This window comes from Nocardioides sp. NBC_00163 (genome assembly GCF_045206295.1).
GTDB lineage: Bacteria > Actinomycetota > Actinomycetes > Propionibacteriales > Nocardioidaceae > Nocardioides.
The window spans coordinates 5193029-5217031 of record NZ_CP108155.1 but is presented as its reverse complement, the minus strand read 5'-3'; the positions used below and the strand labels follow the sequence as shown (position 1 = coordinate 5217031).

Here is a 24003-nt window from a genome sequence, read left to right as displayed (position 1 = left end):
TGAAGCCTAGGTCAGCACCGTGACTGCGACGAATTTTTTTGAAACCACCCTGCGCTGGAATGGCTCGATAAGGTGCAGGCCGTGGCTTCCTTCGCGCGCTCCGAGCGCATCGCCCTGTGCGACACCGCCGTCTCCCTCGGGCCGACGGCCCCGACGCTCTGCGAAGGCTGGGAGGTCAAGGACCTGCTGGTGCATCTGCTCGTACGCGAACGCCGCCCGTGGGCAGCGGCGGGCAACCTCCTGCCGCCGCTCGCGCCCGTGCTGAGGAAGGCGGAGGCTGCGTACGCCGCCCAACCGCTCGAGTCTCTCGCCGCCCGTCTCCGCGACCCGAAGGGCACGCCGTTCGCGCTCGGTCCCGTCGAGAGGGCCGTCAACACCGTCGAGTTCTTCGTCCACCACGAGGACCTCCGCCGCGCCCAGCCGGGCTGGGAGCCGCGTACGCTCCCCGCCGCTGCCGAGCGAGACCTCTGGCGCACCCTGAAACTGCTCGGCAGGGGCCTGGTCCGCTCCGCCGACATGCCGCTCGTGGTCAGCAACGGCATCGACACCGCCACCCTCCGCGCCGGCGACGAGCCCGTCACCATCACCGGCCCGGTCGGCGAGCTCATGCTCTTCTGCTTCGGGCGGCATGAGGTGCGGGGCTTGTCCTTCGACGGCCCGGCGGAGCGGATCACTCAGCTGGAGAACGCCAGGCTCGGGTTCTGAGGCTGATGTTTCTTATTGGGCTGGCGGCTTGGGAGCTTGGGCGGTCGGCCTGACTGCGTCGGTCGACCTGTGAACGGAATTTTCTTTCCGTCCGGGGACCAGTTCGGCAGATGGTGTCGGGGAGGCGAACGAACTTTCGTTCGCCTCTGAGGGTGCCTCGGCCGGGGGTGGTTTTGCTGGGGTTGCGGAATTTTTCTTCCATCGCGCGGAGACCTCTTGTCTCGCGTCGGCGTACGCCTACCCGCCCGTAACCTCCCGCCCCCAGAGACGTTGTGTCTCAGATAACCGAATCCCCCAGGAGGTCCCACGATGCGTCGTGCGGCAGCAGTCACCGTCGCCATGCTCTTCGTCTTCTCGCTCAGCGCAGCCGCTCCAGCAGTGAGCGCGAGCGCGACACCAGAGCTGCGGGACGTGATGGTCGTGGGCAACAACTGGGACGGGACGGCTTCGATTGTCGATGCTCGCAGCTTCGACGTGCTGCGCAAGGACATCGACCTGGTGCCAGACAAGGACGAGGAGATCGCCGCGATCCACCAGGATCCCGAGCGACTGGCCATGTACTACCTCGTCCGCTACGGCCCCGGCGAAGGCAACGACCAGCTCGTGGACGACATGTTCACGACCCGGGACGGCAAGCTGCTGGCGGTCTCGCGTCCCAGCCTCGCCGATGTGGTCTGGATCGACATCGAGAAGGCGCTCGCGGGCGCGCCGGACTCCGTCGTGGTCGAGCAGCAGATGGACGGCCACCGCACCGACCACATGGGCCTCTCCCCCGACGGCACCAAGCTGCTGGTCTCGGACTCGACCTCGCGCTCGGTGCACGAGTACTGGATGGGCGGTGCGGGCGACCCGCGGACGGGTGAGCGGCTGCGTACGTTCGAGTCGGGCGAGACGCCCCACGAGAACAACTACTCGAAGGACGGCTCGCGCATCTTCCACGCCTCCATCGGTCGCGTCTACCTGCCCGGCGACCAGAAGGAGATCTCGCTGGACTCGCTGCCGCTGATCAACCTCGACCAGCTCGGCCTCGGCACCATTCCCGGCACCGACCTGCTTCCGCCGATCAAGATCGGCCCGATCCACGACGCGATCAAGGGCGACCGCTGGTTCGAGATCGTCGACGAGTCCACCTTCGAGGTCTCCCAGCGCTGGGAGATGGGCAAGGAGCTGGAGGAGGCCGGCTACCCGTCGATCTCCTCAGCCGTACGTCCGATGGCGGTCGCCCCCGGTGAGCGGTTCATCTACTTCCAGATGTCGTTCCTGCACGGCCTGGTCGAGTTCGACACCCAGGCGGCCGACATCGACGGGAAGGTCGGCTACTCCACCGGCTCCGTCGAGGAGCCACGCACCGGCGCCGTCACCCGAGTCATCCAGCTCCCCAAGCGCACCCCGCTGCCGCGCGAGCTCTACGTCAACGACTCCGCCCATCACGGCCTCTCGATCGACTCCAAGGGCGAGACCCTGTGTGCGGCGGGGACGATGGACGACTACGTCGCGATGGTCGACCGCTCCAGCGGCGAGCACACCATCCTCGACGAGGAGACCACCGGCCACTACTACGGCAAGCCCTACTGGACCACCGAAGGCCCCGGCAACACCTGCTGGGCATCACTGTCCGACGCCGACGCGCTCGCCGTGATCGACTTCCGCACCGGTGAGGAGCTCGCCTACCTCGACGTCGGCAACCACCCCCAGCGCGTACGCCACGGGCAGATCCCGAGCTCGCTGCTGAGCTAGCCGCCCGCGCCAGGGCGCAGAATCCCGCCATGGCGGGATTCTGTCGGGCACCTTGCCCCGCGGGCGCAGCACTTTCCCGCCATGGCGGGATTTTGCCGCGCGGGGCGACCGTCAGCGAACAGCCGCGCCCGCGCCGGAGAGCGCCTGCTTGACCTCGGCGATCCGCACCTTGCCGAAGTGGAAGATCGTGGCCGCGAGGACGGCGTCCGCGCCGGCGTCGACCGCGGGCGGGAAGTGGTCGGCCTTGCCGGCGCCACCGGAAGCGATGACCGGGACGGTCACCTCGCTGCGTACGGCCTTGATCAGGTCGATGTCGAAGCCGTCCTCGGTGCCGTCGGCGTCCATCGCGTTGAGCAGGATCTCACCGGCACCGAGCTCGACGGCCTTGGCCGCCCACTCGATCGCATCCAGGCCCGCTGACCTGCGGCCGCCATGGGTGGTGACCTCGAACCCGGAGTCGGTGGCCGGCGCCCGCCGGGCGTCGACGGACAGTACGAGCACCTGGTTGCCGAACCGGTCGGCGATCTCGGCGATCAACTCCGGGCGGTCGATGGCCGCGGTGTTGACCGCGATCTTGTCCGCGCCGGCACGAAGCATCCGGTCCACGTCGTCGACGCTGCGGATGCCGCCGCCGACCGTGAGCGGGATGAAGACCTGCTCAGCGGTGCGGGTGACGATCTCGAGCGTAGTCGCGCGCCCCTCGTGGGAGGCGGAGATGTCGAGGAAGGTGAGCTCGTCGGCGCCTTCCTTGTCGTACGTCGCGGCCAGCTCCACCGGGTCGCCGGCGTCGCGCAGCTCCTTGAAGTTGATCCCCTTGACGACGCGGCCGGCGTCGACGTCGAGACAGGGGATGACGCGTACGGCCAGGGTCATGACTGGTCCCCGCGCGGCCGGCCGAGCGTGAGATCGAGCGCCTCGGCTAGGTCCAGGGACCCGGTGTAGAGCGCCGTGCCGGCAATGGCACCCTCCACGCCGATCCCGACCAGGCCCATCAACGCCTCGATGTCATCGATGGTGGTCACTCCCCCGCTCGCCACGACCGGGCGGTCGGTGGCCTCGCAGACCGCGCGCAGCAGGTCGAGGTTGGGGCCCTGGAGCATGCCATCCTTGTTGACGTCGGTGACGACGTAGCGCGCGCAGCCCTCGGAGTCGAGGCGGGTGAGCGTCTCGTAGAGGTCGCCGCCGTCCTTGGTCCAGCCGCGCGCCGCGAGGGTTCGCCCGCGTACGTCCAGACCCACCGCGACCCGGTCGCCGTAGGTCGCGATCGCCTGCCGGGTCCACTCCGGGTTCTCCAGCGCCGCGGTGCCGATGTTGACGCGGCGGCAGCCGGTCGCCATCGCGGCCTCGAGCGACTCGTCGTCGCGGATCCCACCGCTCATCTCGACCTTGATGTCGAGCTTGCCGACGATGCCGGCGAGGATCTCGCGGTTGTTGCCGTGACCGAACGCGGCGTCGAGGTCGACCAGATGGATCCACTCGGCCCCGGTCTCCTGCCACCTCAGGGCAGCCTCGTAGGGATCGCCGAACCGCTTCTCCGACCCGTCCACGCCCTGGACCAGCTGCACCGCCTGTCCGCCCTTCACATCGACGGCCGGCAGGAGCTCGAGGTAGTCACCCATGGGGACGATCCTATGTTCTGTACGCCGCCACCCCTGCCCCGCCGTCCTGCTGCGAGACGGTTCTTCCATCAAGGTATGCAGACGAAGGAACACATCCCTCCCGGAGTTCCGCGCGGGAAGCGGCCCTTCGGCTGCATACCTTGACGAAGGAACACACCTAACAAGGCGCCAGCAGCTCGAACTCGTACGCATCCGGGTCGGTCATCCTCGCCCACCGCCCGTCACCGTACGTCTCGGCAACGACCGTGGCGCCGAGCCCGACGAGGCGCCGGATCTCATCAGCAGGGCCGGTGTCCTCGGGCGCGATCAGGTCGAAACGGAACCGGTCCCGCGGCCCACGCGGCACCGGTGGCGGCCCGCCCCAGGCGACCTTGGCGCTGCCCGACGGTGTCGCGACCGCGGTCTCGCCGTCCTGGTCCCAGACCAGCGGCCAGGCGAGCGCCGCGCTCCAGAAGATCCCGGTCTCCCGCGACCCGTCCGCGGCGACCTCCCCCAGGAACCCGGTCCCCGCTAGCCAGCTGTTGCCGGCCGGGATCACGCACAGCTCGTTGCCCTCCGGGTCGCCGAGCACGATGTGGTCCTCGTCCGGCCGCTGCCCCACGTCGACGTGTGTGGCGCCGAGACCGATCAGCCGGTCGACGGTCCGCTGCTGGTCGTCGGCCAGACTGCTGGTCAGATGGAGATGGTGCGGGTTCTCGATCGTCTTCGGCGCGTCGGTGGGCAGGAACCGGATCCGGAGGTCGTCCTCCGCTCGTGGCAGCAGCCGGATCTCGTCGCCATTCGTCTCGGTCTCCCGGCGCAGCACCGCTGCCCAGAACTCCGCGACCCGCTCCGGGTCGTTGGCGTCAATACAGATCCCGAACCGCCGAGGTGTCATGTTCGGCAACTTAGGTCGCGCCGGGACCGGTACGCAATCGGTTTCGGAGCCGCGCCGACGGAATCAGTCCGTACCGGCGGGCCGCGCGGCCACGGTCGCCAGCTTGGCCAGCCCCTTCTCCATGTCGGGCGCGATCGCCTTCTCCATCGAGTAGAACTTGGTCATCAGCCCCATCACACCGCTCACCGACCCGGCATGGGTCCACTTCAGCTGCGTACCGCCGGCGACGGTGGCCAGGTCGAAGCTCACCGTGCTCCGGCTCTTGAACGGCTTCAGGAATCCCAGCGCGACCTCGATGTGCTCGGGGCGCGACTCGGTGACCTCCATCGAGCCGGCCCCCGCGCGCTTGTTGCCCGACCAGGCATAGCGCGCGCCGACACCGGATTCGGCGCCCGAGTAGGTCCGCGACATGTCCGGGTCGAGCTCCTCCCAGGGCGACCAGGCCGGCCACTGATGGAAGTCGTCGAGCATCGCGTGCGCGCGCCCGATGTCGCACGGCAGGATCGCGGATCTGGAGACCTCGTAATCGGTCATGTCCCGACACTACATCCGGCGGCGACGAGCCCGAGGACATCGTCGGTGCTGCGTACGTCGCCGAAAGTGCGATAGATGGTCGTCAGCGTCGCGTTGTGGGACTCGTCGTCACGACCGGCGGTGGCGTCGGCGACCAGGATCGTGCGATATCCCAGCGTTGCCGCGTCCCGCGCCGTCCCGGCGACGCAGACCTCGGTGAGCGTGCCGGTGACGACAACGGTCTCGATGTCACGCTCCCGAAGCTCGTCATGCAGCGTCGAGCTGCCCGGAAAGAGCGCGCTGGTCGCGGTCTTCTCGACGAGCACGTCGCCATCGTGCGCCTCCAGACCAGGCCCGAGCCGCCCCTCGATCGGCCCCGCGCCACCGCTGCGCCGGAACATCTCGGCGACCTCCTCCCCGCGGAACTCCCGCGCCCAGGTCGTCGGTCCGGGGTCTCCCGGCACAACCCATGCGACGACGCCGCCGGCCCCACGGAGGACATCCGCCAGCAGACGTACGTTCGGGGTGATCGCGTAGCACGTCTCGTTCGCCTCGTAGAAGAACGGCACGAGATCGACGACGACCAGCGCGGTCCTGGCCGGGTCGAGGCTCTCGTACGCGTGCCGCCTACCCCGCCTAGCCTCGTGGCGTGCGTACTCCCGCTCGGAGATCGCCCACCTGTGCACGCTCGGCGCCACCACTCAGGCGCTCTCGGGGTTGACGCCGACCGAGCCGTCGATGGTCTCGCGGAGGATGTCGGCGTGGCCGGCGTGACGGGTGGCGTCGCAGAGGCGGGCGGCCATGATGTTGAAGAGCATGACGTCCTCGTTCCACCACGGCACGTGGCCGGGAGCGTCGATCGGGAGCGCCTCGATGGTCGCGTCCACGTGGGACCAGACGCTGCGGTAGAGGTCGAGGACATCGCTCCGGCTCTCGTGCTCCGTCGCCCGGTGGGTAGCGTCCCACCATCCGGCGGTGCCCCACGGTGGAAGGTCGACCGGTGGCGTACGGCCGAAGACCTCGCCGAAGTAGCGGGCGTCGGAGAGGGCGTTGTGCTTGACCAGCCCGAGCAGGTTGGTGCCCGTCGGCGTCATCGGGCGGCGGACGTCATGCTCGGAGAGCCCCTCGAGCTTCCACACCAGCGCCTCGCGCACGCCACGGAGCTGTCGTGCAGATGAGCCTTCGCGAAGTCGTCGATCACGACGCTCATCCCTCCGCGGCGCGCTTGCCGTAGGTGCCGCCGGTGAGGGTGGCGTACGAGCGCCGGATGATCTCCTCGAGAACACCCAGATCGACCGCAGCGACGTCCTTGAGGTAGAGGCAGCCGACGCCGTGGGTGTGTTGGCCGAGGCGGGCGAGGAGGTCTTCATGGGCCGAGATGCCGTCGTTGAGGTACACGACCGAGGCGGCCTTGCGGGGCGAGAAACCCGCGGCCGGGGCATCGCCCTCGGTCCCGCTGGCGTACTTGTAGTGGTACTCGCCGAAACCCACGATCGCGGACCCGAACATCCGAGGCTCCGCCCCGGTGGCGCGTCGCATCAACTCCAGCAGCGTGGCGGCGTCCCGACGACGATCCGGAGGCTCGACAGCCTCGATGAACCCCACCGGATCGGCGTCGGTCCAGGTCGTCTTGGCCATCCGGCCACTTTAGCGGCGGAACAGCATCGTGTAGACAACCGGCGCGACCAGCACCGACGCTACGCCCGCGAAGACCACCGTCCCGACGTCCTCGGTGACGAGGTAGACGAGCGCGTTGAGGAGGAGCAGGACGACGATCAGGATCCGTACGTTGCGTCGCCGGCGCTCCGCGAGCGCACTGACCGGCCGGGACCGGCGAGCGGGAACCCAGCCGGTCAACCGCTCCCGCCGGGCTCGGCGGGAGGCGGACCTGGCCGTCCGGGCGGCCCGCTCCTCGGCGGCCTGGGCGGCCAGCCGCTCACGCTCAGCGCGGGCCTTCGCCCGGGCTCCGGTCTGGGCCACCTACGCCGCCTTCAAGGAGGACACCCAGTTGCGCAGGACCGCGGCGCCGGCGTCGCCGGACTTCTCCGGGTGGAACTGGGTGGCGCTCAGCGGGCCGTTCTCGACGGCGGCCACGAACCGGTCGCCACCCCCAGAATCAGGCCCAGTCTCCGCCCAGGTGACCAGCGGCGCGACGGTGCGGTCGTTGGTGACCAGGGTCCAGTCGCGTACGCCGTAGGAGTGCACGAAGTAGAACCGCTCCTTCTCGACGCCCGCGAACAGGGACGTCCCGGACGGCACGTCGAGCGTGTTCCAGCCCATGTGGGGCACGATCGGTGCCTGGAGACGCTCGACGACTCCGGGCCACTCGCCACAGCCCTCGGTCTCGACACCGTGCTCGATGCCGGTCTCGAAGAGGATCTGCATGCCGACGCAGATCCCCATGACCGGGCGACCGCCGGCGAGCCGGCGGGCGATGATCCGCTCGCCGCGGATCGCGCGCAGGCCCTTCATGCAGGCCTCGAAAGCCCCCACACCGGGCACCAGCAGACCGTCGGCCGCCATCGCGGCGTCGAGGTCACCGGTCAGCTCGACCGAGGCACCGGCGCGCTCGACGGCGCGGACGGCGGAGCGTACGTTTCCGGAGCCGTAGTCCAGGACGACGACGGAAGGTGCACTCACAGCACCACGTCCGTGACGCAAGCGCCAGAATACGAACGCGGCGCTGTAGGGACACGATTGTTCACTCGCTGACGCTCGCTCACAGTGCGCCCTTCGTCGACGGGATCCCGGTCTCGCGCGGGTCGTAGGCGATCGCGTCGCGGAACGCCCGCGCGAACGCCTTGAACTGCGTCTCCACGATGTGGTGCGGCTCCCGCCCGGCGAGCACGTTGACGTGCATCGTCAGGTGGGCGTGGTGGGCGATGGAGTCGAAGATGTGCTGGGTCAGGGAGCCGAGGTAGGGCACCCCGGAGCCGCCGAGCAGCACGTACTGCTGGCCCTCCGGCTCGCCGGTGTGGACCGAGTAGGGACGGCCGGAGACGTCCACGACGCACCGCACCAGGGCCTCGTCGAGCGGGACGGTCGCGTCGCCGTAGCGACGGATGCCCTTCTTGTCCCCCAGCGCCTGGCGCAGCGCCTGGCCGAGCACGATCGCGGTGTCCTCGACGGTGTGGTGGGCGTCGATGTGCACGTCACCCTCGGAGTGCACGGTCAGGTCGACGAGGGAGTGCCGTCCGAAGGCGGTCAGCATGTGGTCGTAGAAACCGACGCCCGTCGAGACGTCCACCCGACCTGTGCCGTCGAGGTTCACCTCGACGACGACCTTCGACTCCGAGGTCTCCCGCTCGATCCGGGCAGTTCGTGCCGAACTCATACGCGTGCTCCGTTCACATCGGTCAAAGCTTGCTTGAAAGCGGTCATCTCGTCGGGCGTCCCGACCGAGACCCGCAGCCATCCGTCGGGCCCGGTCTCGCGGATCAGCACGCCGCGGTCGAGCAACCCCTGCCAGACCGCGTGCCGGTCGGCGTAGCGGCCGAAGAGGACGAAGTTGGCGTCCGAGTCGGCGACCTCGAGCCCCTGCTCACGCAGCCACTCCACCAGCGTGTCCCGCTCCTCGCGAAGATCGGCCACGTAGCCCAGCAGCTCCGGCGCGTGCCGCAGGGCCGCGCTCGCCGCCGCCTGGGTCACCGCGGAGAGATGGTAGGGCAGGCGTACGACGCGAATCGCGTCACAGATCGCCGGGTCGGCCGCCAGGTAGCCGAGCCTCAGCCCGGCTCCGGCGAACGCTTTGGACATCGTGCGGGTGACGACCAGGTTGCGGTGGCGGTCGAGCAGTTCCAGCGCCGAGGGCACCCCGGTCCGCCGGAACTCGCCGTAGGCCTCGTCGACCACGACGATGCCGCCGTCGCCGACAGCCTCGCACAGCATGGTGACCGCCTCGGGCGGCAGCGCGGTGCCGGTGGGGTTGTTGGGGCTCGGCAGCAGTACGACGTGGGGCCGGGTCTCCTCGACCAGCGCCCGTGCCTTCTCGAGATCGATCGCGAAGTCGCTCTCGCGGTGTCCGACGACCCACTCGGTGTTGGTGTCGCGGGCGTACTCCGGATACATCGAGTAGGTCGGCGCGAAGCTGATCGCGGTGCGCCCGGGACCACCGAAGGCCTGCAGCAGCTGCAGCATCACCTCGTTGGACCCGTTGGCCGCCCACACCTGCTCCGGCGCGATCTGCGCCTCCACATCCGAGGAGAGGTACGCAGCCAGCCCCTCCCGCAGCGCGACGAACTCGCGGTCGGGGTAGCGGTTGAGCGTGCGCGCCGCCTCGCCGACGCTGGCCGCGATGTCGGCGACCGTCTCGGCGGAGGGCTGGTAGGGGTTCTCGTTGACGTTGAGCTGGACCGGGACGTCCAGCTGCGGAGCGCCGTAGGGCTCGATCCCGGCGAGCTCGGCACGGATCGGCGGCCAGCTCATGAGAACCTCACCGACACGGCCGCGCCGTGGCCCGGCAGGTCCTCGGCCTCGGCGAGCGTGACCACGTGGTCCTTGACCGCGGCCAGCCCCTCACGGGAGTAGTCGACGACGTGGATCGACTTGGTGAAGGCCCGCACCGAGAGACCCGAGGAGTGGCAGGCGCAGCCGCCGGTGGGCAGCACGTGGTTGGACCCGGCGCAGTAGTCACCCAGCGACACCGGAGCGTAGGAGCCGACGAAGATCGCGCCGGCGTTGCGGATCCGGCCGGCGACCCGCGCGGCGTCGGCGGTGTGGATCTCGAGGTGCTCGGCGGCGTACGCGTTCACGACGTCGACGCCCTGGTCGATGTCGTCGACGAGCACGATGCCCGACTGCGCACCGGTCAGCGACGTACGGATCCTCTCGACGTGCTTGGTCGCGGCGACCTGCTTGTCGAGCTGGGCCTCCACGTCGGCGGCGAGCGTCTCGGAGTCGGTGACCAGCACCGATGCGGCCAGCGGGTCGTGCTCGGCCTGGGAGATCAGGTCGGCGGCGACGTAGGCGGCCTCGGCGGTTTCGTCGGCGAGGATCGCGATCTCGGTCGGGCCCGCCTCGGAGTCGATCCCGACCTGCCCCTTGAGCAGGCGCTTCGCGGTGACGACGTAGATGTTGCCGGGACCGGTGACCATGTCGACGCGCTCGCACGGATCGACCCCGTAGGCGAACATCGCGATCGCCTGGGCGCCGCCGACGGCGTAGACCTCATCGACGCCCAGCAGCGCGCACGCGGCCAGGATGGTGGGCTGCGGAAGCCCGCCGAACTCTCTCTGCGGCGGGGAGGCCAGCGCGATCGAAGGCACTCCGGCGACCTGCGCCGGGACGACGTTCATCAGCACCGAGGAGACGAGCGGAGCCAGACCACCAGGCACATAGAGCCCCACGCGCCCCACCGGCACCTTGCGGTGCGTCACCCGGGCGCCGGGCGCCAGGTCGGTGACCGCGTCCTTCTCGAGCTCGGCGGCACAGGTCGTACGCAGCCGCGCGATCGACTCCTCGAGCCCCGCCCGGATCGCCGGGTCCAGCTCGTCGAGCGCCTTGGTCAGCGCCCCGGTGGGGACCCGGATGTCGTCGACGCGCACGCCGTCGAACTTCTCGGAGAACTCGGCGATCGCCTCCTGGCCGCGCTCGCGGACGGCGTCGATGATCGGCTGCACCGCATGAGTGGCCGCCTCGATGTCGAACTCGGCACGCGGAACGGCGGCGCGGTAGTCGATGGTCGAAGCGGCGCCTCTGTCGGCACCCCTCAGGTCGATGCGGCGGATCATGCCTCAAGTCTACGAGTGGGCGGCCTCCTGAGCCGATCTGCCGACGCCACGCGGACGCCGCGCGACACGCGGCGGAGAGACGCATACGGCGCCCCGATCCGGGTACTCGGAACTCCGACCCACCAAAGGAGGATCGTCATGGCACTGACACGACCGTTCCACCGACAAAACCAGCAAGCAGCCGAGAACCTGCCCAGCGTGGGGCTGAGCACCGACCAGCTCACCTGGGGCGCCGTGATCACCGGCATCGCCCTCCTGGCCGTGATACTCGTCGGGGCCGTCCTCGGCGCCGCCGGCGGTCAGCGCTACCACACCAAGATCGACCGGGCGGTCTACGACGACTGACGGCTCGGGTCGGCTGCTGAAACAACACGGGGGTTCGCGGGCGCACACGCCCGCAGCCCCCATAGGTTGGTGCCCGTGAACGAGCGCCAGCGACTACCCATGTTCCCGCTCAACGCGGTCCTGTTTCCCGGCGTGACGCTGCCGCTGCGCGTCTTCGAGGACCGCTATCGCGCGATGGTGCACCACCTGCTCCGCCAGGAAGAGGAGGACCGCCACTTCGGCTCGGTCGCGATCCGCGAGGGCTACGAGGTCGGTGAGACCGGTGCCCAGTCGCTCTACCGCGTCGGGGTGAAGCTGCTGATCACCGAGGTGGAGCGGCACGAGGACGGTTCCTTCGACCTCGAGGTGCTCGCGGTCGACCGGATCCGGATGGACAGCCTGGTCAGCTCGGGCGACTTCCCCGTCGCCGACGTCGAGGACCTCCCCGAGGACCACGTCGCGGTCCCGAACGCGATCGTCGACACCGCACGGGCGACCTTCACCGCCTACCGGGCCGCGCTGCTGGAGTTCCGCGACGACCCGTTCTCCGGCTCGCTCCCGAAGGACCCGGAGTTCCTCTCCTGGACCATCTCCGCCACCACTCCCCTGCCGATGCCCGAGCGGCAGTCGCTCCTGGAGGCACCCGATGCCGGCGTACGCCTCGGCATGGCCACCGACCTGCTCCGCTCCGAGCTCAAGGCGATGAACGTCATCCCCTCGCTGCCCGCGACCGAGGTCGCCCGCACGAAGTGGTCCCCCAACTGATGCCCAAGAAACAAACCGGGAAGCAGGCCGGAAAACGGGCTGGCGGAGGCACCCCCGCGACCGTGGCCCTCACCCAGGCCGGCATCGACTACACCCTGCACCCCTACGAGCACGATCCGCGCGCGGAGTCCTACGGCCTGGAGGCCGCCGAGGCCCTCGGCGTCGAGCCGAAGCGGGTCTTCAAGACGCTGATGGCCTCCCTGGACGGGAAGCTCGTCGTCGGCATCGTCCCCGTCACCGGCCAGCTCGACCTCAAGGCACTGGCGCGCGCTCTGGGTGGCTCGAAGGCGCAGATGGCCGAGGTGGCCGCGGCCGAGCGCGCGACCGGCTACGTCGCCGGCGGGATCTCACCCGTCGGCCAGAAGCGTCCCCACCGGACCGTCCTGGACGAGTCCGCGACGACGTACGACTCGATCTACGTCTCCGGCGGCCGACGCGGCCTCGACATCGAGCTCTCCCCCGCCGACCTGATCAAGATCACGTACGCCACCACGGCCCCCATCGCCAGATGACCCGCCGAGTCGGCGCGAACTGACCGAAACCCACGCCGAGTCGGCTCGGCAGGTCAGTCGACGGTGATGCGAGCCAGGGCTCGCGAGGTGTCGCCGTCGAGGTAGGCACTGAAGCCGAGCTGGCCGAGCGCTTCGATGTCGTCGGCGACCTCGGGAGCCTCGGCTGCCGCCAGCTCATCGAGACCGTCGAAGTCGAGGTAGACCACCCCGGAGGAGTCCTCGGCGTTGGGGACCGCGTTCTTGAACTTGTCGGTCTCTGCCAGGCCACCGTCGGCGAGCAGGTCCTTGCTGTAGTCCCCCATCCCGACAGAGGTCACCTCGCCCTCGCTGTCGACGCTGACGATGCCCTCGGCACCGAAGCCTGCGGTGAGGTCGCCGACGAACTTCTCGACATCGGCGGAGTCGGCACCGTCGAGCTTGATCCCGATGTCCAGGGAGTCCGGAGCGCTCAGGTCGATCTCGCCGGCCGCGATCGCGAAGCTGTCACCGAGGAGCTTCTCGAGGTCGCCGGGCGCCATCCCGAGCATCTGCGTGAACTGGTCCTCCGCGCCGCTCCCGGCCAGACCGGTCGTGAGCCAGCCATCGGCCGGGTTGGCCGCGATCACCGCGGTGGTGTCCTTCGGAAGCGTGCCGGCGAGGGTGCCGGCCTCCATGGACTCGGCCTGCTCGCCCATCGACGAGGCGGCTTCGAGCTCGAAGGCGTTCTCGTCGGCACGTACGGTGAAGGCCGCACCGCCGAAGTCCTTCATCGCCGACCGAATCGTGTCGGCAAGGGCAGCCGGGTCTGGCAACGGCGCGATCCCACCCATCGGGTTCTCGGCGAGCTCACCCTCGGCCTCGTCGAACGCGCCGTTCTCAGCCGCCTCGGCGATGGCGTCCGGCAGCTCCTTCGCGGCGTACGCCGTGATGAACCCGGTGCCGCCGACGTCACCGGTCCACTTCTCGAAGCCGGCGTCCTCGGCCAGGGTGCCGGCCGCCACCGCCTTCTCGATCGTGGCGAGGTCGCCGTCGGTCTCCGCGATGAGCGCCCACCCGTCACCGACCGACCAGGCCGACTCCGAGCCGCCGCACTCGGCGAGCTTGGGAAGGCCGGCCTCGGCATCGGACTCGTCGGTGACCTGGAGTGCGAACGCGAGCACCGGTTCCGCGTCCGTCGGGACTGCGCCGACCGCGGCCTTGTAGCCGATCCACGGCTCGACGTCCTTGGCGAAGTCGAGGTCGTCACAGGCGTTGGTGAACAGCGCCTCGCGCGGGTCCTCGCCCTTCTTCAGGCCGAGCTCCTTCTCGAGCGAAGGCAGCTTGCGCAGCGTCGGCAGGGCGCTCTTGGCCTCGGTCAGGTCGATCTCGGCGTAAGCGACGGTCGAGGCGGGGAACGCTTCTGCCGGGGAGCCACCGGCGCTGCTCAGTGCGACCGCGGTGACGGTGCCGGCGGTCGCCAGCACAGCGACGCCCACGACGGCTACCGCGCCGATGACCAGCGGCTTCTTGCTCTTTCCGGCGGGCCTTCCGCCGAGATCGAGGATCTCTGTCGCCTCCGGTCCGGACGGGCTCTGACCGGGCATGTTCTCTGACATCAGTGACTTTCAGGTTCTGTCGGTCAGCATGGTGCCAACCGTCCAACCTGTTGAATCTACGCCGCCCAACGGAGGCTGTCCGCCGAATTTACCTTTCGGTCGCGGACTGCTGCCCGTCGAGCTCGTGATCCGCGGGAGGGTGCGGCGCCCACATCAAGAAGATGACCATCAGCGCCAGCATCGCCGAGCCCGGGACGAGCAGGACCAGCCACGGCGAGGCCAGCTGGAAGCTGTCCTCGAGCACGGTGCCGTCGGCGGCACCCTTGGCGAGACCATTGGGGTCCTCGGGCGAGAGCAGCGAGGTGATCAGCAGCATCAGGCCGCCACCGATCGCACCGCCGACCATCAGCGCACCGAGGGTGACCAGCTCGGAGCGGTTGAGCCAGACCGCGGCCGCGATGCCGACCAGCAGGCCGAGCACGATCGCACAGACCGAGAACCAGGCGGTCGCGGCGAAGACGCCCTGATCGATGTTCTGCCCGATGGCGGGCGGGTCGATCGAGATGAGCCCCCGGTACCACTTGTCCTCGAGCACCATCCCGGTCGGCGGCGTCCACAACGTCGCCGCCGCGAGACCAGCCGCAAGGCCGCCGACGATGAAGGCGGCCACGATGATGGCCACCTGGACCAGCACCGGGCGGGACAGGTCGGGGCGGGCGGAGCGGTGGCCGGTCGCGTAGAGACTGGGCGGCGGCGGCACGATCAGATTGTCAGGCATCCTGGTCCGAGGAGTTGTTTGAGGTCGGCGAACAGCTCGGGAGTCGGTGCCACCCGCAGCCGGTCATCGAGCTTCATGACCCGGGTCGCGTCCCGTGTCATCAACCGTAGCCTGACCTCGGCTACTCCGGGATAGGTGGTCAGTACGTCACGCAGCGACGCGATCACCTGCGGCGTGCACCGCGTCGACGGCAGCGAGATCACCACCGGCCCCCCAGCCGCACCCGGGCCGCCGGTCAGGTCGGGGACGGTGACCTCCTGGCCACGCAGCTCGGGCTGGTCCTTGTCGCGGGAGAGCTGGCCCTTGACCCGGATGATCCCGTCCTCGACCAGATGCGGCGCGGCCAGCTGGTAGGACGACGGGAAGAGCAGCACCTCGACCGAGCCCTCGAGGTCCTCCAGGGTCACCGTCGCCCACGCGTCGCCCTTCTTGGTGATACGCCGGTTGACGTTGGTGACCAGCCCGGAGACCGTGACGGTGGTGTTGTGGGGCCGCGTCTCGTCGGTCATCAGCTGACCGATGGTGCAGTCGGTACCGTTGGCGAGGACGTGCTCCAGGCCCATCAGCGGGTGGTCGGAGACGTAGAGACCCAGCATCTCCCGCTCATGGCCGAGCAGGGTCATCTTGTCCCACTCGTCCATGTCGGGGATGGCCACCGAGACGCCGAAGCCGTCGCCTCCGTCCTCGTCGAGGCCGCCGAAGAGCGAGTCCTGGCCGATCGCCTCGTTGCGCTTGATGTCGATGTACTGGTCCACGGCGGTCTCGTGGATCGCCACCAGCGCGCGACGGCGGTGCTTCATGTCGTCGAAGGCACCGGCCTTGATCAGCGACTCGATCACGCGCTTGTTGCAGGCTCGCTCGGGCACCTTGGAGAGATAGTCGTTGAAGTCCTCGAACCGGCCCTTGGAGGTGCGGGCCTCGACGATCCCGTCGACCACCTGGGCGCCGACGTTGCGCACGGCGGTCAGGCCGAAGCGGATGTCGCTGCCGACCGCGGTGAAGTCGTGGGCGGACTCGTTGACGTCGGGCGGCAGCACCGCGATCTTCATCCGGCGACACTCGTTGAGGTAGATCGCCATCTTGTCCTTGTCGTTCTTGACCGAGGTCAAGAGCGCGGCCATGTATTCGGTCGGGTAGTTGGCCTTGAGGTAGGCGGTCCAGTAGGTGACCACGCCGTAGGCCGCCGAGTGCGACTTGTTGAAGGCGTAGTCGGAGAACGGCAGCAGGATCTCCCAGATCGTGTCGATCGCCTTCTGGGAGTAGCCGCGCTCGAGCATGCCGGCCTGGAAGCCGGCGTACTGCTTGTCGAGCTCGGCCTTCTTCTTCTTGCCCATCGCGCGGCGCAGGTTGTCGGCCTGTCCGAGCGAGAACCCGGCCAGGACCTGGGCGATCGACATCACCTGCTCCTGATAGACGATCAGGCCGTACGTCTCCCCCAGCACCTCTGCGAGCGGCTTCTCGAGCTCGGGGTGGATCGGCACGATCGGCTCGCGGCCGTTCTTGCGGTGGGCGTACTTGTTGTGGGAGTCGGCGCCCATCGGGCCGGGCCGGTAGAGCGCGGAGACCGCGGTGATGTCGGCGAACCGGTCGGGCAGCATCGAGCGCAGCAGCGCGCGCATGCCACCACCATCGAGCTGGAAGACGCCGAGCGTGTCGCCGCGCTGCATCAGCTCGTAGGTCGGCTTGTCGTCGAACGGGACCTCCTCGAGCACCAGATCGATGTCGCGGTTCGCGCGGATGTTGCCGAGCGCGTCCTCGAGGGTGTGGAGGTTGGAGAGGCCGAGGAAGTCCATCTTGACCAGGCCGAGCGCCTCACAGGTCGGATACTCGAACTGCGTGACGACCTGGCCGTCCTGCTTGGGCTCCATCAGCGGGACGACGTCGATGATCGGCTCGGAGGCCATGATCACGCCCGCGGCGTGGATGCCGGTCTGCCGGATCTGGCCCTCGAGACCGAGCGCGGTCTCGTAGATCTTGCGGACGTCGGGGTCGGTGTCGTGCAGGGCCCGGAAGTCGCCGCCCTCGCCGTAGCGCTTGTGGTCGGGGTTGAACAGCTCCTTGAGCGGAACCCCCTTGCCCATCACGTCGGGCGGCAGCGCCTTGGTGATCCGGTCGCCGATCGCGAAGCCGTGGTCGAGGATGCGGGCCGCGTCCTTGATCGCCTGCTTGGCCTTGATCCGGCCGAAGGTGGCGATCTGGGCGACCTTCTCCGCGCCGTACTTCTCCGTGACGTACTTGATCGTCTCACCGCGGCGGTGGTCGTCGAAGTCGATGTCGAAGTCGGGCATCGAGGGACGTTCGGGGTTGAGGAACCGCTCGAAGAAGAGTCCGTGCTCGAGCGGGTCGAGATCGGTGATCCGCAGCGCGTACGCCACGATCGAGCCGGCACCGGAACCACGGCCCGGTCCGATCCGGATGCCGTTGTCCTTGGACCACTGGATGAAGTCGGCGACCACCAGGAAGTAGCCCGGGTAGCCCTTCTGCAGGATGACGTCGATCTCGAACTCGACGCGGTCCCGGACCTCCTGGGTCGTCTTCTCACCCGGGTAGCGCAGCTCGATGCCGCGCCAGGTCTCCTTGCGCAGCCACGACTCCTCGGTCTCGCCCTCGGGGATGTCGGCGAGCGCCATGTAGCCACCGGTCGACTCGGTGAACTGGACGTCGCAGCGTTCGGCGATCAGCAGGGTGTTGTCGCAGGCCTCGATCAGGTCCTGCCGGCCCCACAGCTCGCGCATCTCGGCGGCGGTCTTGATGTAGTAGCCGCTGCCCTCGAACGCGAACCGCTTGCCGCCCTTGGAGTAGGGCGGCTCGGTCATCCGGCTGCCCGACTGGACGCACAGCAGCGCCTCGTGGGCGGCGGCGTCCTCGGGGTTGTTGTAGTGGGAGTCGTTGGTCGCGACCGGGCGGATGTTCATCGCCTTGCCGAGCTTGAGCAGGTCGTCGCGGACCCGCTTCTCGATGGAGATGCCGTGGTCCATCAGCTCGAGGAAGACGTTGTCCTTCCCGAAGATGTCCTGCAGCTCGCCGGCCTCCTTGAGCGCCTCGTCCCACTGGCCCAGCCGCAGCCGGGTCTGGATCGCGCCCGAGGGACAGCCGGTGGAGACGATGATCCCCTTGGAGTGCTCGGCGAGGATCTCCTTGTCCATCCGCGGCTTGAAGTAGTAGCCCTCCAGGCTCGAGCGGCTCGAGAGCCGGAAGAGGTTGTGCATCCCCTCGGTGGACTCGGCCCACATCGTCATGTGGGTGTAGGCGCCACCACCCGAGACGTCGTCGCCGCCCTCCTGCGCCTGGTCGCCCTTGCCCCACCGCACCCGCTTGCGCTCGCCGCGCGGGGTGTTCGGCGTGATGTAGGCCTCGATGCCGATGATCGGCTTCACGTCGTGCTTGCGGGCCTTCGACCAGAAGTCGTAGGCGCCGTGCATGTTGCCGTGGTCGGTCATCGCGATCGCCGGCATCTCCAGCTCGGCGGTGCGCGAGAACAGCCCGTCGAGGAGCGAGGCTCCGTCCAGCATCGAGTATTCGGTGTGGACGTGCAGGTGGACGAATGAGTCCTTGGAGCCGGCCGCCATTGGCGTGGAGCCCTCCTCGAGGTCGAACGGATGGAGCGGGCGCAGGAGCCCGTGCTCAAACGGACGACCTGGGGGAAGGACTACAGACTATCTGGCGGCACCGACAGTTTCGTCGACGCCCCAGGGCGTTTCTCGGGCGGCTGGCCGTACAGTCTTGAGTCATGGTGACGATCCTCGACGGCGGCCTGTCCAACGCGCTGGAAGCACGCGGTCATGACGTCTCCGGAGCCCTGTGGACGGCCCGGCTGCTGGACGAGTCACCCGCGGAGATCGCCGCGGTCCACCGCGCCTACTTCGCCGCCGGCGCCGACGTCGCCACGACCGCCAGCTACCAGGCCAGCGTGCCCGGTTTCGTGGAGGCCGGGATGACCCAGACGTACGCCACCGAGCTGCTGCGCCGCAGTGTCCGCGTCGCGCGTGAGGTCGCTGTGGAGGCTCCCGGACGCCTGGTCGCCGCCTCGATCGGGCCCTACGGCGCCTACCTGGCCGACGGGTCGGAGTACCGCGGCCGCTACGGCGTCTCGGCGGCCGTACTGCGTGACTTCCACGCACCCCGGCTGGCGCTGCTCGAGACCGAGGACCCCGATCTCATCGCGGTCGAGACCATCCCCGACATCGAGGAGGCCGAGGTGCTCGTCGACCTGCTCGACGACATCGGCCTCCCGGTGTGGTTCTCCTACTCCTGCGCCGGCACCCGCACCCGCGCCGACCAGCCCCTGGCCGACGCACTGGCGCTGGCCGCGGGCATCCGCTCGGTCGTCGCCGTCGGCGTCAACTGCTGCGACCCCGCCGACGTCCCCGCCGCCATCCAGCTGGCCACCGCCACCGGCGAGCCCGCCGTCGTCTACCCCAACACCGGCGAGACGTACGCCGACGGCGCCTGGACCGGCACCCCTCGCTTCCGGCCCGGAGAGGCCCTCTCCTGGGTCAGCGCCGGGGCTGAGTACGTCGGGGGCTGCTGCCGCGTCGGCCCCGCCGAGATCGCCCGCATCGCGGCCGAGATGGACCACCTCAAGGGCGAGTAGGTCAGGGCCAGGCCATCCGTACGTCGGGGGTCTTCTCCTGGTTGGCCGAGCCGTCGGTCCGCTCGACCTCGCGCAGTCCGTGGCGGGCGTAGAAGGCCCGCGCCGGGGTGTTCATCTCGAAGACCCACAGGCCGAAGCCGTCGGCGGTCAGCGACTTCACCAGGTCGAGCAGCATGGTGCCGAGGCCGGCGCCCTGGGCGCGGGGGTGGACGAAGAGGTCGTCGAGCCAGGTCGGGGTGAAGGCGACGAAGGCCGAGACGACGCCGTCGACCTCCGCGACCCAGACCTGCGACCCCTTCTGGGGCGCCAGGACCTTGACCGCGAGCCACTCCCGGATGTCCGACTCCGGGTAGATCGGCGCCGGCATCGGCGCGGCGGCACGTGCCTCGACGTAGGTGCGGACGATCTCGGCGATGTCCTCGGACTCCGCCGGGCGGAGCACCGCCTCAGTCGGAGTCGCGAATGACATCGAGGGCGTGCTGGAGGTCGTCGGGGTAGGTCGACTCGAAGGTGACGTACTCACCGGTCTCCGGGTGCTCGAAGCCGAGCTGCACCGCGTGCAGCCACTGCCGCTCGACCCCGACGCGCCGCGCCAGGGCGGGGTCGGCGCCGTAGGTGAGGTCGCCGACGCACGGGTGCTTCAGCGCCGACATGTGGACGCGGATCTGGTGGGTGCGCCCGGTCTCGAGGTGGATCTCGAGCAGCGAGGCGAACCGATGCGCCTCGAGCGTCTCGTAGTGGGTCACCGACTGACGCCCGTCCGCGCGGACCGCGAACTTGTAGTCGTACTTCGGGTTGCGCCCGATCGGTGCGTCGATCGTCCCCTCGAGCGGGTCGGGGTGGCCCTGGACCAGCGCGTGGTAGGTCTTGTCGACCGTACGCTGCCGGAACGCGTTCTTGAGGACGGAGTAGGCGTGCTCGGACTTGGCGATCACCATCACGCCCGAGGTGCCGACGTCGAGGCGCTGGACGATGCCCTCGCGCTCCTTGGCCCCCGAGGTGGAGATCCGGAAGCCGGCCGCGACGAGGTGGCCGACGACGGTCTTCCCCTGCCAGCCCGGCGAGGGATGGACGGCCACGCCGACCGGCTTGTCGATCACCACGAAGGCGTCGTCGTCGTAGATGATCTTGATGCCCTCGACGATCTCGGGCTTGATCTCGAGGGGGTCTGCCTGCGACGGGATCGTCGCGTCGAGCATCGACCCGGCACTGACCCGGTCGCTCTTGGCCACGGCCGAGCCGTCCACGGTCACCAGCCCTTCGGCGATCAGCTCTGCCGCACGGGTGCGGGAGAGGCCGAACAGCCGCGCCATGGCGGCGTCGACCCGCTCCCCCTCCAGACCGTCGGGGACGTGCAGCGTGCGCTGGTCGGCGTGACCGAAGTTCACTTCTTCTCGCCCTCGGGCTCGTCCGAGGTGTCATCGGACTCGTCCGCGGCACCGCCGTCGATCGACCCGTCGAGCCCGATCCCCTTGAACGAGAAGATCACGATCAGCACCGCGGCGACGTTGATGCACATGTCGGCGACGTTGAAGATCGGCCAGTTGGGCAGCTGCAGGAAGTCGACGACGTGCCCGACGTAGAAGCCCGGCTCACGCATGAGCCGGTCGACCAGGTTGCCGCTGATGCCGGCGACCAGGATGCCGAGCGCGATGGCCCAGCCGCGGTGACGCACCCGGCGCGCGAACCAGAGCACACCGATCGTGGCCGCGATCGAGAGCGTCGTGAAGACCCAGGTGTAGCCGGTCCCGGTCGAGAAGGCTGCTCCCGGGTTGCGGATGATGTTGAACTGGAGCACCGAGCCGATGAACTCCTGCGGCTGCCCGGGAACGAGCGTCGCGACCGCCCAGAGCTTCGTGATCTGGTCGATGACCAGCAGAAACACTGCGACGGTCGCGAACTCGGCCCATCGAACAGGGCGCACGTCGGACTCAGGACCGGTATGTGCGTCGCTCAGCGACGCTCCTCGCGCTGCTTGCATGTCATGCACAGTGTGGCACGCGGGAACGCCATGAGCCGCATCTTGCCGATCGGCTCCCCACACGACTCACAGATGCCGTACGAGCCGTCCTCGAGGTATCCCAGGACACGCTCGATCTGGGCCAGCTTGTCCTTCTCGCTGTTGACCACGGTCAGCTCGTGGTCACGCTCGAAGCTGGTCGCGCCCATGTCGGCCTGGTCCTGGCCGGCGCCGTCGCCGGAGTCCTTCATCAGGCCGGAGAGCTCGGCTTCGAGAGCGGTGAGCACCTCGAGGCTGTGAGCTCTCATCTCGTGAAGCTCGTCGATGACCTCGTTGAGCTCATCCTTCGTCCACGGGTCCTCGCCGTCCTTGACCTTCAACTGGTCAGGAGAGACGACGGTCTTGGTTGCTTTCTTAGGCACGGCACTCGCTTTCTGGTGTGTGACACGGCCCCCCGGGCCGCACGGTGGTCAGTTATGGCTTAGGCGCTCGCCGCGGCCACCGACGTGGAAGCCGTGACGTAGGAGCTGGTATTCCCAGAAAGCTCGGGCGTCGCCACCTGGACGCGCCCGACTGCCGCGCTGGCGCGACACCTCATCGGTACAGACATGGAGTCCCCTTTCTCCTGCCGTCACTTCGCGCCGCCGAGTCGGTGCGGAGTGCGTGCCCGGAATGTAGCCCGGGATTCGGCTCCACTCAACTAACACACCGAAACTGCACGCATATTGGTCCGCAGCGCGGAAAAACTCCGAAATCCTCTTACAGGACCCGCCTCACCTGCTACAACGCGTTCCTGCCGCAGCCGGCGGGCTCCGTCAGGACACAGCGGACGTACGCATCGGCCGGCCCCGCGATGCGGGACCGGCCGATGGAAGCCTGACTACGAGGACCTCAGCCCTCGTCCTCCCCCAGGATGGAGCGCAGGCGCTTGGGCGCCGGGCCCGACTCGTTGACGGCGGCGGCCATCACGGGCGCCTGTGACTCAGCCGAGTTGTTGAGCGCGTCGAGCTGCTGCGTGAAGTAGCTCTTCAGGCGGGAGCGGTACTCACGCTCGAAGTTGCGCAGGGTGTCGACCTCGGTGGTCAGGTTGTCCTTCTCACGCTCGAGCTCGCCGAAGAGCTGCTGGCGACGCTCGGCGGTCTCGCTGTCGAGCATCTGCGCACGGGTGCGCGCGTCGGCCTCCATGCGGTCGGCCTTCGACTTCGACTCGGCCTCGAGGCGCTCGGCCTTGGTGCGAGCCTCGCCGACGATCTTGTCGGCGTCGTTCTTGGCAGTGTCGATGAGCGCGTCGTGGTTGCGCGTGGCCAGCTCGAGCAGGCGCGCGGCGGCATTGGACGCCTCCGGCACGGTCTCGACCCGGATCGTCTCGATGCCGCCGGTCTGCGGTGCCTCCTGATACATCGGCATCTGGTGCGAGACCGGCTCAGGAGCCGGCATCGGCTCAGGAGCAGGCGGCTCGGGAGCCATCGGGAAGGACGGACCCCCACCCGACTGCGCAGATGCCAACTTCCCGCGAAGGTCGTCGTTCTCCCGGGTGAGACGTGCCAGTTCGGCCTCGACCTCGTCGAGGAACTGGTCCACCTCGCCCATGTCGTAGCCCTCGCGGAGCCGGACGGGAGTAAAGCGCTTGTTGCTCACGTCCTCTGGCGTCAGCGGCATGACCTCACCCATTCATTACTCGGTTGACTCAGACGTACGGACTGCACCGCCGGGGGGCGGCATCAGGTAATGCTGTCGAAACTCTAGCGCCTGTCCGTAGACATGCCAGATGCGGACCGCATCCAGGCACCTACGAGCAGGTGTCGAAGGCCTCAGCTCTGGTTGAAGAAGCCGCCCTCAACGATCCTCTGCTTTGCCTCAGCCGTGACCGAAACGTTCGCAGGTGAGATAAGAAACACCTTGTTGGTGACCCTCTCGATGTTCCCATAGGTAGCAAAGATCAGGCCGGCCGCAAAGTCGACAAGCCGTTTCGCGTCCGGATCGTTCATCTCGGTGAGGTTCATGATCACCGGCGTGCCGTCGCGGTAGTTCTCGCCGATCTGACGCGCTTCGTTGTAGGACGTCGGGGTCAGCGTGATGATCTTGGAAAGCTCTGCCACTGCAGGCACCACCGTTGCTCGTCGCCGCTCGGAAAGGTCAGCCACCGGAGCCGGGCGTGACTGCTTCGACCGCACCGGCGCCTTGACGGCCTGGTGGGAGCGGGTCTCGTCGTCGTCACCCTCGTAGACATCGTCGTCGTACCCGGTGTCCTCGAGCAGGCCGAGGTATTCACCGAACCTGCGCATCGCGCCGCTCATGCCGCCACCTCCGTAGGGCAACCACAAGAATACGGACGCGGCGGCCTGAGGTTCCTAGCCGTTCGCTGACGCTCACTCA

General features: G+C 68.8%; 27 protein-coding genes. 6 read left to right on the top strand and 21 right to left on the bottom strand.

Annotation, left to right across the window (positions count from 1 at the left end; translation table 11 throughout):
* The first annotated feature begins 81 nt into the window (after positions 1-81).
* Together OG801_RS25025 and OG801_RS25020 are read left to right on the top strand one after the other, a co-directional pair.
* On the top strand, positions 82-705 hold the full coding sequence (locus OG801_RS25025; RefSeq protein WP_406031804.1) for a TIGR03085 family metal-binding protein: 624 nt from the start codon (positions 82-84) through the stop codon (positions 703-705).
* 309 nt (positions 706-1014) lie between these two features.
* Entirely contained in the window at positions 1015-2442 is a 1428-nt protein-coding gene (locus OG801_RS25020; RefSeq protein ID WP_406031803.1) for a YncE family protein, read from the top strand.
* Positions 2443-2553: 111 nt separating this feature from the next.
* Here the strand turns inward: OG801_RS25020 and hisF are convergent, their stop codons facing one another.
* The 12 genes from hisF to hisD form a co-directional block, all read right to left on the bottom strand.
* Positions 2554-3315 carry an imidazole glycerol phosphate synthase subunit HisF gene (hisF, locus tag OG801_RS25015; protein ID WP_406031802.1) on the bottom strand — a complete coding sequence of 254 codons (762 nt, stop codon included), beginning with the start codon at positions 3313-3315 and terminating at the stop codon, positions 2554-2556.
* Positions 3312-4061, bottom strand: a complete 750-nt coding sequence (gene priA, locus OG801_RS25010) for a bifunctional 1-(5-phosphoribosyl)-5-((5-phosphoribosylamino)methylideneamino)imidazole-4-carboxamide isomerase/phosphoribosylanthranilate isomerase PriA (protein WP_406031801.1) — start codon at positions 4059-4061, stop codon at positions 3312-3314. Before priA ends, hisF begins: the two co-directional genes overlap by 4 nt.
* Before the next feature lie 157 nt (positions 4062-4218).
* Complete coding sequence (locus OG801_RS25005; protein WP_406031800.1) at positions 4219-4938, bottom strand: VOC family protein; 720 nt, start codon at positions 4936-4938, stop codon at positions 4219-4221.
* 63 nt (positions 4939-5001) lie between these two features.
* Positions 5002-5472 (bottom strand): SRPBCC family protein, encoded by a 471-nt coding sequence (locus OG801_RS25000; RefSeq protein ID WP_406031799.1) that lies wholly within the window; start codon positions 5470-5472, stop codon positions 5002-5004.
* The gene (locus OG801_RS24995) at positions 5469-6137 is read right to left on the bottom strand and encodes an isochorismatase family protein (RefSeq protein ID WP_406031798.1); all 669 of its coding nucleotides are present in this window, start codon (positions 6135-6137) and stop codon (positions 5469-5471) included. The genes OG801_RS25000 and OG801_RS24995 overlap by 4 nt, the downstream gene beginning before the upstream one ends.
* A 15-nt stretch (positions 6138-6152) precedes the next feature.
* Positions 6153-6605 carry a DinB family protein gene (locus tag OG801_RS24990; RefSeq protein WP_406031797.1) on the bottom strand — a complete coding sequence of 151 codons (453 nt, stop codon included), beginning with the start codon at positions 6603-6605 and terminating at the stop codon, positions 6153-6155.
* A gap of 52 nt (positions 6606-6657) precedes the next feature.
* Positions 6658-7089, bottom strand: a complete 432-nt coding sequence (locus OG801_RS24985) for a DUF1801 domain-containing protein (protein ID WP_406031796.1) — start codon at positions 7087-7089, stop codon at positions 6658-6660.
* 9 nt (positions 7090-7098) lie between these two features.
* Positions 7099-7431 carry a hypothetical protein gene (locus OG801_RS24980; protein ID WP_355021860.1) on the bottom strand — a complete coding sequence of 111 codons (333 nt, stop codon included), beginning with the start codon at positions 7429-7431 and terminating at the stop codon, positions 7099-7101.
* Positions 7432-8091: an imidazole glycerol phosphate synthase subunit HisH gene (gene hisH, locus OG801_RS24975; RefSeq protein WP_355021859.1), complete on the bottom strand. Its 660-nt coding sequence runs from the start codon at positions 8089-8091 to the stop codon at positions 7432-7434.
* Positions 8092-8170: 79 nt separating this feature from the next.
* Entirely contained in the window at positions 8171-8785 is a 615-nt protein-coding gene (hisB, locus tag OG801_RS24970; RefSeq protein ID WP_406031795.1) for an imidazoleglycerol-phosphate dehydratase HisB, read from the bottom strand.
* A complete protein-coding gene (locus tag OG801_RS24965) occupies positions 8782-9876 on the bottom strand; it encodes a histidinol-phosphate transaminase (protein WP_406031794.1) in 1095 nt (364 codons plus the stop codon). Before OG801_RS24965 ends, hisB begins: the two co-directional genes overlap by 4 nt.
* Positions 9873-11180 (bottom strand): histidinol dehydrogenase, encoded by a 1308-nt coding sequence (hisD, locus tag OG801_RS24960; protein WP_406031793.1) that lies wholly within the window; start codon positions 11178-11180, stop codon positions 9873-9875. Before hisD ends, OG801_RS24965 begins: the two co-directional genes overlap by 4 nt.
* Before the next feature lie 138 nt (positions 11181-11318).
* Between hisD and OG801_RS24955 the strand changes: the two genes are divergently transcribed.
* From OG801_RS24955 to ybaK, 3 genes are all read left to right on the top strand, one after another.
* Positions 11319-11525: a hypothetical protein gene (locus OG801_RS24955; RefSeq protein WP_406031792.1), complete on the top strand. Its 207-nt coding sequence runs from the start codon at positions 11319-11321 to the stop codon at positions 11523-11525.
* 75 nt (positions 11526-11600) lie between these two features.
* Entirely contained in the window at positions 11601-12269 is a 669-nt protein-coding gene (locus OG801_RS24950) for an LON peptidase substrate-binding domain-containing protein (protein WP_355021854.1), read from the top strand.
* Positions 12269-12781, top strand: a complete 513-nt coding sequence (ybaK, locus tag OG801_RS24945; protein WP_406031791.1) for a Cys-tRNA(Pro) deacylase — start codon at positions 12269-12271, stop codon at positions 12779-12781. The genes OG801_RS24950 and ybaK overlap by 1 nt, the downstream gene beginning before the upstream one ends.
* A 53-nt stretch (positions 12782-12834) precedes the next feature.
* Here the strand turns inward: ybaK and OG801_RS24940 are convergent, their stop codons facing one another.
* From OG801_RS24940 to dnaE, 3 genes are all read right to left on the bottom strand, one after another.
* Entirely contained in the window at positions 12835-14355 is a 1521-nt protein-coding gene (locus tag OG801_RS24940; RefSeq protein WP_355017893.1) for a hypothetical protein, read from the bottom strand.
* 88 nt (positions 14356-14443) lie between these two features.
* Positions 14444-15073 (bottom strand): hypothetical protein, encoded by a 630-nt coding sequence (locus OG801_RS24935; RefSeq protein ID WP_355017894.1) that lies wholly within the window; start codon positions 15071-15073, stop codon positions 14444-14446.
* On the bottom strand, positions 15058-18642 hold the full coding sequence (dnaE, locus tag OG801_RS24930) for a DNA polymerase III subunit alpha (RefSeq protein ID WP_406031790.1): 3585 nt from the start codon (positions 18640-18642) through the stop codon (positions 15058-15060). The genes OG801_RS24935 and dnaE overlap by 16 nt, the downstream gene beginning before the upstream one ends.
* 161 nt (positions 18643-18803) lie before the next feature.
* Here dnaE and mmuM point away from each other — a divergent pair, with 161 nt between their 5' ends.
* The gene (mmuM, locus tag OG801_RS24925) at positions 18804-19667 is read left to right on the top strand and encodes a homocysteine S-methyltransferase (protein ID WP_406031789.1); all 864 of its coding nucleotides are present in this window, start codon (positions 18804-18806) and stop codon (positions 19665-19667) included.
* 1 nt (position 19668) lies between these two features.
* Here the strand turns inward: mmuM and OG801_RS24920 are convergent, their stop codons facing one another.
* The 6 genes from OG801_RS24920 to OG801_RS24895 form a co-directional block, all read right to left on the bottom strand.
* Positions 19669-20136: a GNAT family N-acetyltransferase gene (locus OG801_RS24920; protein ID WP_406031788.1), complete on the bottom strand. Its 468-nt coding sequence runs from the start codon at positions 20134-20136 to the stop codon at positions 19669-19671.
* Positions 20114-20980, bottom strand: coding sequence for an RluA family pseudouridine synthase (locus OG801_RS24915; RefSeq protein WP_406036302.1), 867 nt, complete (start codon positions 20978-20980; stop codon positions 20114-20116). The genes OG801_RS24920 and OG801_RS24915 overlap by 23 nt, the downstream gene beginning before the upstream one ends.
* Before the next feature lie 71 nt (positions 20981-21051).
* A complete protein-coding gene (lspA, locus tag OG801_RS24910; protein WP_406031787.1) occupies positions 21052-21591 on the bottom strand; it encodes a signal peptidase II in 540 nt (179 codons plus the stop codon).
* 29 nt (positions 21592-21620) lie between these two features.
* Positions 21621-22049 (bottom strand): TraR/DksA family transcriptional regulator, encoded by a 429-nt coding sequence (locus OG801_RS24905; RefSeq protein WP_160024321.1) that lies wholly within the window; start codon positions 22047-22049, stop codon positions 21621-21623.
* A gap of 469 nt (positions 22050-22518) precedes the next feature.
* Positions 22519-23286, bottom strand: a complete 768-nt coding sequence (locus tag OG801_RS24900; RefSeq protein WP_229788310.1) for a DivIVA domain-containing protein — start codon at positions 23284-23286, stop codon at positions 22519-22521.
* Positions 23287-23438: 152 nt separating this feature from the next.
* Complete coding sequence (locus OG801_RS24895; RefSeq protein ID WP_141803932.1) at positions 23439-23924, bottom strand: cell division protein SepF; 486 nt, start codon at positions 23922-23924, stop codon at positions 23439-23441.
* Between the last annotated feature and the right edge of the window lie 79 nt (positions 23925-24003).

Bases quoted from the DNA above. Each gene is read 5' to 3' on its own strand.
- hisF (WP_406031802.1), bottom strand. From the start codon at position 3,315: ATGACCCTGGCCGTACGCGTCATCCCCTGTCTCGACGTCGACGCCGGC.
- OG801_RS25005 (WP_406031800.1), bottom strand. From the start codon at position 4,938: ATGACACCTCGGCGGTTCGGGATCTGTATTGACGCCAACGACCCGGAG.
- dnaE (WP_406031790.1), bottom strand. From the start codon at position 18,642: ATGGCGGCCGGCTCCAAGGACTCATTCGTCCACCTGCACGTCCACACC.
- OG801_RS24915 (WP_406036302.1), bottom strand. From the start codon at position 20,980: ATGGCGCGGCTGTTCGGCCTCTCCCGCACCCGTGCGGCAGAGCTGATC.
- hisB (WP_406031795.1), bottom strand. From the start codon at position 8,785: ATGAGTTCGGCACGAACTGCCCGGATCGAGCGGGAGACCTCGGAGTCG.
- OG801_RS25000 (WP_406031799.1), bottom strand. From the start codon at position 5,472: ATGACCGATTACGAGGTCTCCAGATCCGCGATCCTGCCGTGCGACATC.
- ybaK (WP_406031791.1), top strand. From the start codon at position 12,269: ATGCCCAAGAAACAAACCGGGAAGCAGGCCGGAAAACGGGCTGGCGGA.
- OG801_RS24895 (WP_141803932.1), bottom strand. From the start codon at position 23,924: ATGAGCGGCGCGATGCGCAGGTTCGGTGAATACCTCGGCCTGCTCGAG.
- OG801_RS24965 (WP_406031794.1), bottom strand. From the start codon at position 9,876: ATGAGCTGGCCGCCGATCCGTGCCGAGCTCGCCGGGATCGAGCCCTAC.
- OG801_RS25020 (WP_406031803.1), top strand. From the start codon at position 1,015: ATGCGTCGTGCGGCAGCAGTCACCGTCGCCATGCTCTTCGTCTTCTCG.
- OG801_RS24940 (WP_355017893.1), bottom strand. From the start codon at position 14,355: ATGTCAGAGAACATGCCCGGTCAGAGCCCGTCCGGACCGGAGGCGACA.
- hisD (WP_406031793.1), bottom strand. From the start codon at position 11,180: ATGATCCGCCGCATCGACCTGAGGGGTGCCGACAGAGGCGCCGCTTCG.
- OG801_RS24900 (WP_229788310.1), bottom strand. From the start codon at position 23,286: ATGCCGCTGACGCCAGAGGACGTGAGCAACAAGCGCTTTACTCCCGTC.
- OG801_RS24935 (WP_355017894.1), bottom strand. From the start codon at position 15,073: ATGCCTGACAATCTGATCGTGCCGCCGCCGCCCAGTCTCTACGCGACC.
- mmuM (WP_406031789.1), top strand. From the start codon at position 18,804: ATGGTGACGATCCTCGACGGCGGCCTGTCCAACGCGCTGGAAGCACGC.
- OG801_RS24955 (WP_406031792.1), top strand. From the start codon at position 11,319: ATGGCACTGACACGACCGTTCCACCGACAAAACCAGCAAGCAGCCGAG.
- OG801_RS24920 (WP_406031788.1), bottom strand. From the start codon at position 20,136: ATGTCATTCGCGACTCCGACTGAGGCGGTGCTCCGCCCGGCGGAGTCC.
- OG801_RS24985 (WP_406031796.1), bottom strand. From the start codon at position 7,089: ATGGCCAAGACGACCTGGACCGACGCCGATCCGGTGGGGTTCATCGAG.
- priA (WP_406031801.1), bottom strand. From the start codon at position 4,061: ATGGGTGACTACCTCGAGCTCCTGCCGGCCGTCGATGTGAAGGGCGGA.